Raw genomic sequence first — 13,203 nt, 5'->3', positions numbered from 1 at the left:
GCGGCCCGGGGATGCGGCCCTGCGGTGCCGGGCCTGGGAGAGTGACGGCGTGACGCAGTTGCAGCGAGGGGTCGACCACCGGGCCGAGGTGGTCGTCGACCTGGACGCCATCGCGGCCAACGTCGCCGCCCTCCGCGAGCGGGTGGGCCGGCCGCTGATGGCCGTGGTCAAGGCCGACGGCTACGGCCACGGCATGCTGCCCGCCGCCCGGGCGGCGCTGGCCGGCGGGGCAGACCGGCTCGGTGTCGCGGTCCTCGAGGAGGCGCTCGCGCTGCGCGCCGGCGGGGTCACCGCACCGGTGCTGGCCTGGCTCAACGGGCCGGGGGAGGACTTCGCCGCCGCGCTGAGGGCCGATGTCGAGGTGTCGGTGAACGCCGAGTGGGGGCTGGCCGAGGTCGTCGCCGCCGCCCGCGCCACCGGCCGGACGGCGTCGGTGCACCTGTCCGCCGACACCGGGCTGTCCCGCGAGGGCGCCACGCCCGGCGACTGGCCCGGCCTGGTCGCCGCCGCGGCGCGGGCCCAGGCCGACGGCGACGTCGTCGTCTCCGGGCTGTGGAGCCACCTGGCCACCGCCGACGTGCCCGGGCACCCGGCGGTCGGCGCCCAGGTGCGGGTCTTCGACGAGGCGGTCGCGGTCGCCCGCGCGGCCGGGCTCACCGAGGCCCGCCGGCACCTGGCCAACTCCGCGGCCACCGTCGCGCACCCGGAGACCTGGTACGACCTGGTGCGGCCCGGGGTGGCCATCTACGGCCTGGACCCGCTGGGCGGTGACCCCGCCGCCCACGGCCTGCGACCGGCGATGACCGTGCAGGCCCGGGTGGCGCTGACCAAGCGGGTCCCGGCCGGCGTCGGGGTCTGCTACGGCCACAGCTACACGACCGGGGAGGACACCACCCTGGCCCTGGTGCCCGTCGGGTACGCCGACGGCGTCCCGCGCGCCGCCGGCAACGTCGCCCCGGTGCTGGCCGCCGGCGCCCGCCGGACCATCGCCGGCCGGGTGTCGATGGACCAGTTCGTGCTCGACGTCGGCCAGGACCGCATCGCCCCCGGCGACCCGGTCGTGCTCTGGGGGCCGGGCGCCGACGGGGAGCCCACCGCGCAGGAGTGGGCCGACGCCGTCGGCACGCTGCACTACGAGCTGGTCACCCGGGTCGGGGGCCGCTTCCGCCGCCGCCACGTCGGCACCGCCGGGGTGGGCTGATGTCCCGCAACCCGTTGACCGACCACCACCTCGGGCGCACCGCGGGGCTCATCGGCGCCGCGGTCGGCCTGGCCGCGGCCGGCACCGCCGTCGGTGTCGCGGTCGCCCGCACGGCGACGTCCCGGGTGCGCGCCACCCAGCTGGCCGGTGAGGCCCGCGACGACGGCCGCGTACTGGGCGACGTCCCGGCCGACGAGCTGCGCGACGAGGACCCGCTGGGCCTGGCGAGCCGCCCCGCCGACCGCAGCACCGTGGTGCACGCCGACGACGGCGTGCCGCTGTCGGTGGAGGAGGTCGGCCCGGCCGACGCCCCGCTGACCGTGGTCTTCGTGCACGGCTACGCGCTGTCGATGGCGTCGTGGACCTTCCAGCGACGCGACCTGGGCACCGAGCTCGCCACCGCGAACGGGCACCGGCCGCGCGCCCGGCTGGTGTTCTACGACCAGCGCGGGCACGGCGCCTCCGGCCGCGGGCCGGCCGAGCACTCCACGATGGAGCAGCTGGCCGCCGACCTGGAGGCGGTGCTCACCGCCCGGGTGCCGCGCGGGCCCGTGGTGCTGGTCGGCCACTCGATGGGCGGCATGACGGTGCTCGCCCTGGCCCAGCGCCGGCCCGAGCTGTTCGGCACCCGGGTGGTGGCCGCGGCCCTGGTGTCGACCTCCAGCGGCAACCTCGCCGACCTGGACCTGGGGCTGCCGCACCTGCTCACCCGGGTGCGCACCGCGGTCATCCCGGTCGCCGCGTGGACCATGCGCCGCCGTCCGGCGCTCGCCGAGCACACCCGCCGGCTGGCCAAGGGCATCGTGTCGGCGGCCACCTGGTCGCTGTCGTTCTCCTCCACCGACGTCGACCCGGCGCTGGGCCGCTACGTCGACGCGATGATCGGCGGCACCCCCGTCGACGTGATCGCCGAGCTGTACCCGGCCATCACCGGCCTGGACGCCAGCGGGGCCATCGAGCCGTTGCGGCGGGTGCCCACCCTCGTGCTCACCGGGGACGCGGACAAGATGATCCCGATGGCGCACAGCGAGCGGATCGTCGAGCAGCTGGAGGCTGCCGGCGCTGGCCCGGTGCAGTTCGTCGTCGTCCCCGACGCCGGGCACCTCGTGCTGCTGGAGAAGCCCGGCCAGGTCACCGCGGCGCTGTCGGAGCTGCTCCGGGCGGCCGGGGCGGCCCGGGCCGACCGCCCGTAGGGTGGGGTGCGTGGCCGCCCTCCGACCGCCCCGCCCCGACGCGGCCGCCGACGAGGTGGCCCGCACCGCCGCCGCCGCGCCCGACTGGGCCACGCTGGCCACCGTCGCCCGGTCCTGCGTCGCCTGCCCGGAGCTGGCCGCCACCCGTCAGCACGTCGTCGTCGGCGACGTCCCGGCGACCGGCCGCCCGCGGCTGGTGATCGTGGGGGAGGCGCCCGGCGCCACCGAGGACGAGACCGGCCGGCCGTTCGTCGGGAAGAGCGGTGCCCTGCTCGACCAGCTGCTCGGCGAGGCGGGCCTGGACCGCGCCGAGTGCGCGGTCCTCAACATCGTGAAGTGTCGCCCCCCGGCCAACCGGACGCCGAGGACGCCGGAGGTGGCCCGCTGCAGCGGCTGGCTGCGCCGCCAGCTGGAGCTGCTGGACGCCGGCACCGTGCTGGCGCTGGGACTGTCGTCGGCCAAGTGGTTCCTCGGGCCCAGGACGGTGCTCGGCCAGGTGCGCGGCACACCGCACCAGGTCGACGGGCGGGCCGTGTGGGTCACCTACCACCCGTCCGCGGCGATCCGGTTCGGCCCGAACGGCGCACCGCGGGCCGCACTGGCCGCCGACCTCGCCGCGATCGCGGGCACGCTGTGAGGCGCGAGCGCGAGCTGCCGACGGTGGCCGACACCCAGGCGTTCGGCCGCGAGCTCGCCGCGTTGCTGCAGGCCGGTGACCTGGTGGTGCTGGCCGGTCCGCTGGGGGCGGGCAAGACCGCGCTCACCCAGGGCATCGGCGCGGGCCTCGGGGTGCGCGGCCCGGTCACCTCGCCGACGTTCGTGCTGGCCCGGGTGCACCGGGGCGGCCGGCTGCCGCTGGTGCACGTCGACGCCTACCGGCTGGGCAGCATGGCCGACGTCGACGACCTCGACCTCGACGCCACCGCCGCCGAGGCGGTCACCGTCGTCGAGTGGGGGCACGGCCTGGTCGAGCAGCTGGCCGACGAGCACCTCGTCGTGGAGCTGGACCGCCGCGACGACGACGTGCGCACGGCCCGGCTCGTGCCGGTGGGTGCCGGCTGGGAGCAGCGGATCGCGCACGACTGAGCGGCATGCCACCGGTCGGTCCGGGTAGTCGTCCCCTCGACTCATCCCGACCGAGGAGGAACCGATGGCGACCGACGAGAAGCCGCTCGAGGACATGAAGGTCGACGAGCTGCGCGACGTGGCTCGGGAGGAGGGCGTGAAGGCGCCCTCGTCGAAGAACAAGGGCGAGCTGGTCGACGCGATCAGCGACTCGACCGACGAGGACACCACGTCCGACACCGCCTCCGACGAGGGCGACCTCGGGGCCGGCCCGGACGGCGGCGAGGTGCGTACCGGCGACAAGGACGTCAAGAACCTCAAGTACTCGCAGAACATCACCTCGACCGACGAGGACCCCGAGCGCCAAGGCCGCAGCCTCGTCACCACCCACCACGAGGTCATCCGCGAGTGGGCCGAGGCCCGCGGCGGCTCGCCGGCGACCGTGCCCAACAGCGAGTACGACGGCCGCCCGGGGCGGCTGCGCATCCGCTTCCAGGACTCCACCGGCCAGCTGGTCGACATCAGCTGGGAGGACTGGTTCCGCACCTTCGACGAGCGCCGGCTCAACTTCATCTACCAGGAGGACCACACCGACGGCCGGCCCAGCACGTTCTTTCAGCTGGTGAACCCGGACACCGACGGCCAGGGCGCCTGACCCCACCGGCGGGTGGGCCCGACCGCCCACCCGCCGGCCACCGCCTACGCTCGACGGTCGTGCTGGTCCTCGCTCTCGACACCGCCACCCCGACCCTCGTCGTGGGTGTGGCGCGGTGGTCGCCCGGCGGGGCGGCCGAGGTCCTGGCCGAGCGGGCCGTGGAGTCGGGCAACCGGCACGCCGAGCTGCTCACCCCCGCCGTCCGCGAGGTGCTCGCCGAGGCCGGGGTCGCGATGGCCGACCTGGACGCCGTCGTCACCGGACTGGGGCCCGGGCCCTACACCGGGCTGCGCGTCGGCATCGTCACCGCGGCCGCGTTCGGTGACGCCCGCGGCCTGCCGGTGCACGGCGTCTGCTCGCTGGACGCGGTCGGCAGCGGCGCCCGCTCGGTGGTCACCGACGCCCGCCGCAAGGAGGTCCACTGGGCCACCTACGACGACGCGGGGCAGCGGCTCACCGGCCCCGGCGTCGACCGGCCCGAGGACGCCCCGGTCACCGACCCGGTGATGGGCGACGTCCGCTTCGCCGACCGCCTGGGCCGGCAGGTCACCGCCGCCGACGTGACCACCGCCGGGCTGGTCCGTGCCGCCGGCCCGCTGCTCGGTCGCCCGCCGCTGCCGCTGGAGCCGTTGTACCTCCGCCGTCCCGACGCCGTCCCGTCCGTGACCCGCAAGGCGGTCACCCAGTGACGGTCGAGCTGCGGCCGATGACACGCGAGGACCTCCGCACGGTCATGGTGCTGGAGGAGGAGCTCTTCGCCCCCGACACCTGGACCCGGGCCATGTACCTGGAGGAGCTGGGGATGACCGACACCCGGCACTACCTGGTCGCCGTCGACGGTGCCGACGTCGTGGGCTACGCCGGGCTGATCGCCTACCCCGACGAGGCGCACGTCGCGACCATCGGCGTCGCCGGGTCCCGGCAGGGCGAGGGCATCGGCGGCCGGCTGCTGGACGCGCTGCTGGCCGAGGCCGACCGGCGCGTGCCGGTGGTGCTGCTGGAGGTGCGCGCCACCGACGAGGCCACCCAGGGGCTGTACGCCCGGCGCGGGTTCGTGCCCATCGGCGTCCGGCCGAACTACTACCCGTTGAGCGGCGAGGACGCAGTGGTGATGAAGCGTGGCTGAGCAGCCGCTGGTGCTGGGGTTCGAGACCTCCTGCGACGAGACCGGCATCGGGCTGGTGCGCGGGCAGACGCTGCTGTCGGACGCGCTGGCCACCTCGATGGCGGAGCACGAGCGGTTCGGCGGCGTCATCCCCGAGATCGCCAGCCGGGCGCACCTGGAGGCGATGGTCCCCACCGTGCGCCGGGCACTGGCCGATGCCGGGGTGACCGCCGGTGACGTCGACGCGGTCGCGGTGACCGCGGGGCCCGGGCTCACCGGCGCCCTGCTGGTCGGCGTCGCGGCGGCCAAGGCCTACGCCCTCGCCCTCGACGTCCCGCTGTACGGGGTCAACCACCTGGCCGCGCACGTCGCCGTCGACGAGCTGGAGCACGGCCGGCTGGCCGAGCCCTCGATCGCGATGCTCGTCTCCGGCGGGCACAGCTCGCTGCTGCTGGTGCCCGACCTGGCCCAGGACGTGCAGGAGCTCGGCCGCACCGTCGACGACGCCGCGGGGGAGGCCTTCGACAAGGTCGCCCGGGTCCTGGGCCTGCCCTTCCCCGGTGGGCCGCCGATCGACCGGGCTGCCGCCGAGGGCGACGCCTCGGCGATCCGGTTCCCGCGCGGGCTCACCGGCCCCCGCGACGCCGCGTACGACTTCTCCTTCTCCGGCCTGAAGACCGCCGTGGCCCGCTGGGTCGAGGCCCGGGAGCGGGCGGGGGAGCCGGTGCCGGTCGCCGACGTCTCGGCGTCCTTCCAGGAGGCGGTGGTCGACGTGCTCACCGCCAAGGCCGTGCGCGCCTGCCGCGACCACGGCGTCGACCACCTGGTCATCGGCGGCGGGGTCGCGGCCAACTCCCGGCTGCGCGCGCTGGCCCAGGAGCGCTGCGACGCCGCGGGCATCGTGCTGCGGGTGCCCAGCCGCCGGCTGTGCACCGACAACGGCGCCATGGTCGCCGCCCTCGGCTCACGGCTCGTCGAGGCCGGCGTCGCGCCGTCCGCGGTCGACCTGGGCGCGGACAGCTCGCTGCCCATCGAGGTCGTCAGCCGCTGAGGCCGGGCCTCACGCCCCGGGCGCCGGCTCCCCGCAGAGGACGACGGTCGGTGCGCCGGCGACGCGGGTGACGACGACGACCGCCGTCCCGCTGCCGGGGCCGCGCAGCTGCCGGGCGAGGGTCTCCGGCTCGATCGCCGACCCGCGCTTCTTGACCACGACCCGGCCGACCCCGCGCGAGCGCAGCAGCGCCTTGAGCTTCTTGAGGTTGAACGGCAGGACGTCGGTGACCGGGTAGGAGCTGACCCAGGGGGAGTCCGCGGGGGAGTCCGACGTCAGGTAGGCGATCGTGGGGTCGACCAGGTTGGCGTCGAGCTCCGCGCCGGCCAGCGACACCAGCCCGGAGCGGATGACGGCGGGGTCGGGCTCGTGCAGCCAGCCGCGCACCGGGCCGTCGGGTGCGGGGCCGGGGTCGGTGTCAGCGGTGAGCTCGTGCACGGCGCCGTCCCGGGTCACCACGGTCGCCCGCCGCCAGGTCGACGACGGCGCCCGGCCCCACAGCAGCGCCTCCACGATCGAGCCGCCGACCGAGACCCACTCGGCCTCCACGCCGTCGGGCACCCGCTCGTGGTCCAGCCCCGGCGCCACCTTCACCGCGCAGGTGGGGACGGCGTCCAGCAGCGCCTGCACCGTCGACCACGGGGGCGACCAGCGGTCGGGGTCGAGCTGGCGTCGGCCACCGGACCGGCGGGCGGGGTCCAGGACGGCGGCGTCGCAGCCGGCCACCTGCCCGTCGCCCGCCGCGGCGACCAGCGCGACGGCGTCCCCGGCCACCACCTGCACCCGGTCGGCCAGGCCCAGGGCGGCGGTGTTGAGCGCGGTGAGCTCCCGGGCGACCGGGTCGAGGTCGACGGCGAGCACCTGCGCGCCGGCCCGCGCCAGGGCGATGGTGTCGGTGCCGGCCGCGCAGCCCAGGTCGGCCACCCGCTGCGCGCCGCCGGCCAGCAGCCGGGCGGCGCGGCGGTCGGCGAGCACCGGCCGGCCGGCCTGCTCCAGGGCGTCGGAGGTGAACAGCAGCCGGTCGGTGTCGGCGCCGAAGACCGGGCGGGCGCGCTCGCGCTGCCGGGCGATGCCCCACGCCGGGCCGGCCAGCTCCACCCCGACCTCGGTGCGCAGCCGGCTCAGCGCGGTCACCGCGTCGGTGCGGCCGGCCAGCAGCTCGCCGGCCCGGGCGAGGGCCGCAGCCCCCGCCGGGGTCGACAGCGCGCGCAGCTGCCGCACGGTCTCGGCACCCTGGTCGGCGGGCTCGAGGTCGCTGGACACCCGCACAGCCTGGCCCATCACCGTGCGCCCGCGAGGGTGACCCCGGTTGAGCGGCTGGCACTCGCGTGGGTAGAGTGCCAATCGACACGAGCTGCAGCCTGACCCCCGCGACGGCAGGCCCGGCCCCCGTGCCACAGCATCAGCAGCACCGCAGTGAGCACCACCGAACCACTCCTGAACACCCGTCCGACAGTGAAGGGGGCGTCACCTGTGACGACCGCTACCAAGGTCAACATCAAGCCGCTCGAGGACCGGGTCGTGGTCCAGGCCAACGAGGCCGAGACCACCACCGCCTCTGGCCTGGTCATCCCGGACACCGCCAAGGAGAAGCCCCAGGAGGGCACCGTCATCGCGGTCGGCCCCGGCCGCATCGACGACAACGGCAACCGGGTCCCGCTCGACGTGAACGTCGGCGACGTGGTCATCTACTCGAAGTACGGCGGCACCGAGGTGCGCTACGGCGGCGAGGACTACCTGGTCCTGTCCGCGCGCGACCTGCTCGCCGTCGTCTCCAAGTAAGAGCCCTGCGGCCCCCGAGCGGGGCCGAGCACCGCACTGCACGACACCGCCCCGGCGACCCGATCCACCGGGTCCCGGGGCGGTCGTCGTCTGCCCTCGTACTCCCCGCGACACCCTGAGAGAGGTCTGGCAATGGCCAAGATCATCCTGTTCGACGAGGACGCCCGTCGCGCCCTCGAGCGCGGCGTCGACAAGCTCGCCGACGCCGTCAAGGTCACCCTCGGCCCCCGTGGCCGCAACGTGGTCATCAACAAGAACTTCGGCCCGCCCGTCATCACCAACGACGGCGTGACCATCGCCCGCGAGATCGAGCTCGAGGACCCCTACGAGAACCTCGGCGCGCAGCTGGCGAAGAACGTCGCCACCAAGACCAACGACGTCGCCGGTGACGGCACCACCACCGCCACCGTGCTGGCCCAGGCCCTGGTGCACGAGGGCCTGCGCAACGTCGCCGCCGGGGCCAACCCGATGGCGCTGGGCGCCGGCATGCGCGCCGCCGTCACCGCGGTCTCCGCCGCGCTGGACGCCGTCGCCATCCCGGTCGACGACCGCAAGGCCATCGCCGGCGTCGCCACCATCTCCGCCCAGGACGCCGAGGTCGGCGAGCTGATCGGCGAGGCGATGGAGCGGGTCGGCAAGGACGGCGTCATCACCGTCGAAGAGGCCAACGGCATGACGACCGAGCTGGACGTCACCGAGGGCCTGCAGTTCGACAAGGGCTACCTGTCGCCGTACTTCGTCACCGACTCCGAGTCGATGGAGGCCGTGCTCGAGGACGCCCTCGTTCTCCTGGTCAGCGGCAAGATCAGCGCGCTGCCCGACCTGCTCCCGCTGCTGGAGAAGGTGCTCTCGACCGGTGGCCGCCCGCTGCTGATCGTCGCCGAGGACGTCGAGGGGGAGGCGCTGTCGACCCTGGTCGTCAACTCCATCCGCAAGACGATCAAGGTCGTCGCGGTCAAGTCGCCGTTCTTCGGTGACCGCCGCAAGGCCTTCATGACCGACCTCGCCGTCGTCACCGGTGGCCAGGTCGTGGCCGAGGACATCGGCCTGTCCCTGGACTCCGTGGGCCTGGAGGTCCTCGGCACCGTCCGCCGGGTCACCGTCACCAAGGACGACACCACCATCGTCGACGGCGGCGGCACCTCCGGCGCGATCGCGGAGCGGGTCGCCCAGATCCGCAACGAGATCGAGGCGACCGACTCCGACTGGGACAAGGAGAAGCTGCAGGAGCGGCTGGCCAAGCTGGCCGGCGGCATCGCGGTGATCCGGGTCGGCGCGGCCACCGAGGTCGAGATGAAGGAGAAGAAGTTCCGCATCGAGGACGCGATCAACGCGACCCGTGCGGCCGTCGAGGAGGGCGTCGTCCCCGGTGGTGGCTCCGCGCTGGTGCACGCCGCCACGGCCATCGACGAGCTGACGCTGACCGGCGACGAGCTGGTCGGTGCCCGCTCGGTCCGCCGGGCCATCGACACCCCGCTCGCGCTGATCGCCTCCAACGCCGGGTTCGAGGGGCCGGTCGTCGTCGGCCGCGTCCGCGAGCTCGGTGTCGGCCAGGGCTTCAACGCCGCGACCGGTGAGTACGGCGACCTGGCTGCCCAGGGCGTCATCGACCCGGTCAAGGTGACCAAGGCGGCGCTGACCCACGCCGCCTCGATCGCCACGATGATCCTCACCACCGACTCGGCCGTCGTCGAGAAGCCGGCCGAGGACGAGGACGAGGGCGGTGCCCACCACACCCACGGGCACGGCGGCGGGCACGGCCACAGCCACTGACGCACCACCCGCTCACCTGAGGTCCGCCCCCGTGCCGTCCTGGCCCGGGGGCGGACCCGTCCGGAGGGCCGGCACCCGTGCGAGCGGCGGGGACGTGCTCAGCGCTCAAGCAGCTCCCCGAGCTGCCGATGGGAGGGGGTGCAGGCGATCGACGTCGTGGAGTGGGGTGTCCCCGAGCCGCGCCCTGCGGCGGACGACCAGGCGCAGGCCGCCCTCGCGGCGGAGCTCGACGAGCTGGAGCTGCTGTCCCGCTTCGACGACGACTCGGTCGGCGAACGCGCGGACCGGGCCGCCGAGGCAGCCCGGTCGCAGGGGAGCGTGCAGCAGGAGCTGCGCGCACGCCTGGTGCGGGCGGACGTGGTGCGCCGTCGGGGGGACGTCGGCGCTGCCGGCCGGACCGCCCACGAGGTGCGGCGCTGGGCGGCCGAGCACGACGCCGGCCACCTGCTCGCCCGCAGCCACTTCCTGCTGGCCGCCGTCCTCCAGGAGCTCGGCGACCTCTCCCTCGCCCTCGAGCACGCCGTCCTGTCCGTGGACCTGCTGCGGGGTGGCGGGTCACCGGCACTCCGGATCGACCACCTGACCCGGCTGGCCGACTGCCTCGGCCTCCAGGGCGACGACGGTGCGCGCGAGCGCTATGCCGAGGTGCTGCGCTCGGCCGAGGCGATCGGGGACGTCGACCGGCAGCTCCTGGTCCTGAACAACAACGCCTACGTCGAGATCCTCGCCGGCCGGCACGAGGTCGCGCTGGCCCTGAGCACGCGGCTGCAGGAGCTGGCCGCGGCCCACGGCATCCCGCTGCACGTCGGCCGCCTGGACACCGTCGCCCGCGCCCTGATGGGGCTGGGCCGGCTCGACGAGGCGGAGGCCGCCCTGCAGCCGGGGCGCCGGCCCGAGACCCTGGACGCCTCCACGGACGGGGACGCCGGCGCGGACTTCCTGCTCACCCTCGCGGAGGTCCAGCGGCGGCGCGGGCACGTGACCCAGGCGCAGGAGACCCTCGACGAGTGCGTCCGGCGCTGCGACCGGTACGGGCTCGCCTCGATCCGGGTGCGGGTCCGGCGGGAGCAGGCCGAGCTGTACGCGGCCGGGGAGGACTTCCGGGCGGCGTTCGAGGAGCACAAGCTGTACTCCCAGGAGGCGCTGGACCTGCAGTCCGCTCAGCGGGACGCCCGGGCCCGCGCGCTCCAGGCGATGCACGAGGCGACCGAGGCGCGCCGGCAGAGCCGGCGTTACCGGGAGCTGTCACTGCGCGACCCACTGACCGACCTGTACAACCGGCGCTACGTCGACGATGAGCTGCCCCGGCTGGTCGAGCGGGCGCACGAGCAGGCCGTGACGGTGGCCCTGCTGGACCTGGACCACTTCAAGGCGGTCAACGACACCTGGTCCCACGAGGTGGGGGACCAGGTGCTGCGGGCCGTCGCGGAGCTGCTGCGGGAGGCCGTCGCGGCAGCCGGCCCCAGCGCGTTCGCCGCACGCATGGGCGGCGAGGAGTTCCTGTTGGTGCTGGTCGGCCCCGACCTGCCCACCGCCGTCCGGCGGCTGGAGACGGTGCGGGCGTCGGTCGCCGCCCACCCGTGGGCCGAGCTGGCCGACGGCCTGGCCGTCACCGTCAGCGTGGGTCTGGCCGGGACGGCCGGTCACGCCGGGCACACGCCCGCGTCCCTGCTCGGCGTCGCGGACGCGCACCTCTACGCGGCCAAGGCCGGCGGACGGGACAGGGTGGTCGGCGACGCCGGCTGAACGACGACGAGAGGGCCGGTCCGACGCGTTCGTCGGACCGGCCCTCTCGGGTGTCGGGCGGGGGTCGCCCCGCCGGTTGGCTCAGACCCCGGCGGCGATGGGAGCGGGCTCCGCGGCGATCAGCCGCGTGCGCTCCTCCTCGCTCATGCCGCCCCAGACCCCGTAGGGCTCGCGGACGGACAGCGCGTGCTTCAGGCAGGACTCCAGCACCGGGCAGCGGCCGCAGACGGCCTTCGCCGCGGCCTGGCGGCGTGCACGGGCAGGGCCCCGCTCGCCGTCCGGGTGGAAGAAGAGGGACGTGCTCTCGCCCCGGCAGGCGCCGTGGAGCTGCCAGTCCCACACCTCAGCGACGGGGTTGGGCAGGCGACGGATGTCGGCCATGGGTTCTCCTCGGCTCGTGGCGCACCGGGGGGTCGGCCCGGTCACTCCTCGCCGATGCCCGCCCCTGTGAGGGCCCAAACACACCCGTCCACGTTCGTCGTGCGGGATCGGCCGAGGTGTGCTTCGCCGTCGGCGAGTGCTCGGACGGGTGGTCGTGGCCACTCACTCGCGTGGGTGATCGGTGCTGTTGTCCGGCGACCGTGCGGATCAAGGTGGTGACAGGGAGTGCCGACCACCGGTGTGGGGGACACCCCGACACCCGTCCGGGAGACCGGCGGTGCCGGCACCCCGGAGCGGGGTCCACCCGTTCCAGGCACCGCCCGGGCACGGTCCGGTCGGCAGGCCGCCGGCCTCCGGGACGGCGCAGACGGGAGCATCCGGTGATCGAGGACAGGGCGCGGGGGAACGGCGCGAGTGGGGCCGTCGTCTGGGTGTTCGACGAACGACGCCGGGTCCGCGACGAGGTCGCCGGGCGGCTGCTCGCGCTGCCGTTCGTCGCCCGGGTCGAGGCCGTGGGCGACCCGGCCGCGCTGATGGCGCGGCTGGACAACCGGCTGCCCGACGTCCTGCTCGTCGGCACCCAGCGGGCCACCGACAGCGGCCTGTCGGTGGCCACCCAGGTGCTGCGCACGCACCCCGGCCTGCGGGTCCTGATGCTGGGTGCACCCGACGACGCCGACAGCGTCCGCGCCGCCGTGGCCCTCGGTGCCCGTGGCTACCTGCGCTGGGACGCCAGCCCGCTCGAGCTCGGCCTGGGCATGTCCCGCACCGGGATGCGCCCCGAGGCCCCGCGCCCCGTCGGGCAGCTGGCCCCGCAGCCGCGCAGCCCGCAGCACGCGGTCGCCATGGCCGGTGCCCCGGGCGGTGGGCCCTCGGGTCCCGCGCCGTGGGGCGGGTCCAGCCCGCTGGCCGGCCTCGCGCCGACGACCGTCCGCTCCACCGTGCCGGCCGCGCCGCAGGTCGCGCTGTCCATGCGCGAGATGCAGGTGCTCACCGGCATGAGCCAGGGCAAGAGCAACGCCCAGATCGGCCGGGAGCTCTACCTGTCCGAGGACACCATCAAGACCCACGCCCGCCGGCTGTTCCGCAAGCTCGCCGTCAAGGACCGGGCCGAGGCCGTCGCCACCGGCTTCCGCCGCGGCATGATGACCTGACCCCAGCTCCCTGACCCACGACAGCGCGGTGACCAGCACGACCGGTCACCGCGCTGTCGTCGTTCTCGGGCGCCAGGTACAGCCACCTGGGCGACCG

The 13,203-nt window shown here is 75.5% G+C and carries 14 protein-coding genes; 12 read left to right on the top strand and 2 right to left on the bottom strand.

Annotated elements, in window-relative coordinates; genetic code table 11:
• The first annotated feature begins 49 nt into the window (after nt 1-49).
• The 8 genes from alr (at nt 50) to tsaD (ending at nt 6,270) form a co-directional block, all read left to right on the top strand.
• Entirely contained in the window at nt 50-1,201 is a 1,152-nt protein-coding gene (gene alr / locus KUM42_RS07115) for an alanine racemase (RefSeq protein WP_237496089.1), read from the top strand.
• On the top strand, nt 1,201-2,394 hold the full coding sequence (locus tag KUM42_RS07110) for an alpha/beta fold hydrolase (protein WP_237496088.1): 1,194 nt from the start codon (nt 1,201-1,203) through the stop codon (nt 2,392-2,394). Before alr ends, KUM42_RS07110 begins: the two co-directional genes overlap by 1 nt.
• A 10-nt stretch (nt 2,395-2,404) precedes the next feature.
• The gene (locus KUM42_RS07105) at nt 2,405-3,031 is read left to right on the top strand and encodes a uracil-DNA glycosylase (RefSeq protein ID WP_237496087.1); all 627 of its coding nucleotides are present in this window, start codon (nt 2,405-2,407) and stop codon (nt 3,029-3,031) included.
• Nucleotides 3,032-3,054: 23 nt separating this feature from the next.
• Complete coding sequence (gene tsaE, locus KUM42_RS07100; RefSeq protein ID WP_237496086.1) at nt 3,055-3,480, top strand: tRNA (adenosine(37)-N6)-threonylcarbamoyltransferase complex ATPase subunit type 1 TsaE; 426 nt, start codon at nt 3,055-3,057, stop codon at nt 3,478-3,480.
• Nucleotides 3,481-3,544: 64 nt separating this feature from the next.
• Entirely contained in the window at nt 3,545-4,114 is a 570-nt protein-coding gene (locus KUM42_RS07095) for a Rho termination factor N-terminal domain-containing protein (RefSeq protein WP_237496085.1), read from the top strand.
• 59 nt (nt 4,115-4,173) lie between these two features.
• Nucleotides 4,174-4,803 (top strand): tRNA (adenosine(37)-N6)-threonylcarbamoyltransferase complex dimerization subunit type 1 TsaB, encoded by a 630-nt coding sequence (gene tsaB, locus KUM42_RS07090; protein ID WP_237496084.1) that lies wholly within the window; start codon nt 4,174-4,176, stop codon nt 4,801-4,803.
• Nucleotides 4,804-4,820: 17 nt separating this feature from the next.
• Nucleotides 4,821-5,240 (top strand): ribosomal protein S18-alanine N-acetyltransferase, encoded by a 420-nt coding sequence (gene rimI / locus KUM42_RS07085; RefSeq protein ID WP_237496083.1) that lies wholly within the window; start codon nt 4,821-4,823, stop codon nt 5,238-5,240.
• A complete protein-coding gene (gene tsaD / locus KUM42_RS07080) occupies nt 5,233-6,270 on the top strand; it encodes a tRNA (adenosine(37)-N6)-threonylcarbamoyltransferase complex transferase subunit TsaD (RefSeq protein WP_237496082.1) in 1,038 nt (345 codons plus the stop codon). Before rimI ends, tsaD begins: the two co-directional genes overlap by 8 nt.
• Nucleotides 6,271-6,279: 9 nt before the next feature.
• Here the strand turns inward: tsaD and KUM42_RS07075 are convergent, their stop codons facing one another.
• Nucleotides 6,280-7,533: a class I SAM-dependent methyltransferase gene (locus KUM42_RS07075; RefSeq protein ID WP_237496081.1), complete on the bottom strand. Its 1,254-nt coding sequence runs from the start codon at nt 7,531-7,533 to the stop codon at nt 6,280-6,282.
• A gap of 210 nt (nt 7,534-7,743) precedes the next feature.
• Between KUM42_RS07075 and groES the strand changes: the two genes are divergently transcribed.
• The 3 genes from groES (at nt 7,744) to KUM42_RS07060 (ending at nt 11,571) form a co-directional block, all read left to right on the top strand.
• A complete protein-coding gene (gene groES / locus KUM42_RS07070; RefSeq protein ID WP_237496080.1) occupies nt 7,744-8,052 on the top strand; it encodes a co-chaperone GroES in 309 nt (102 codons plus the stop codon).
• A gap of 132 nt (nt 8,053-8,184) precedes the next feature.
• Nucleotides 8,185-9,825 carry a chaperonin GroEL gene (gene groL / locus KUM42_RS07065; protein ID WP_237496079.1) on the top strand — a complete coding sequence of 547 codons (1,641 nt, stop codon included), beginning with the start codon at nt 8,185-8,187 and terminating at the stop codon, nt 9,823-9,825.
• Nucleotides 9,826-9,963: 138 nt separating this feature from the next.
• A complete protein-coding gene (locus tag KUM42_RS07060; protein ID WP_237496078.1) occupies nt 9,964-11,571 on the top strand; it encodes a diguanylate cyclase in 1,608 nt (535 codons plus the stop codon).
• A gap of 81 nt (nt 11,572-11,652) precedes the next feature.
• On the opposite strand, the gene KUM42_RS07055 is transcribed toward KUM42_RS07060, so the two are convergent.
• On the bottom strand, nt 11,653-11,952 hold the full coding sequence (locus KUM42_RS07055; protein ID WP_163612656.1) for a WhiB family transcriptional regulator: 300 nt from the start codon (nt 11,950-11,952) through the stop codon (nt 11,653-11,655).
• Between the two features lie 380 nt (nt 11,953-12,332).
• Between KUM42_RS07055 and KUM42_RS07050 the strand changes: the two genes are divergently transcribed.
• Complete coding sequence (locus KUM42_RS07050) at nt 12,333-13,106, top strand: response regulator transcription factor (protein WP_237496077.1); 774 nt, start codon at nt 12,333-12,335, stop codon at nt 13,104-13,106.
• Nucleotides 13,107-13,203 lie beyond the last annotated feature (97 nt).

The organism is Modestobacter sp. L9-4 (genome assembly GCF_019112525.1).
Classification (GTDB): Bacteria; Actinomycetota; Actinomycetes; order Mycobacteriales; family Geodermatophilaceae; genus Modestobacter.
Note: the sequence above shows the minus strand (reverse complement) of the source record. Positions and strands in the feature narration are given on the sequence as shown.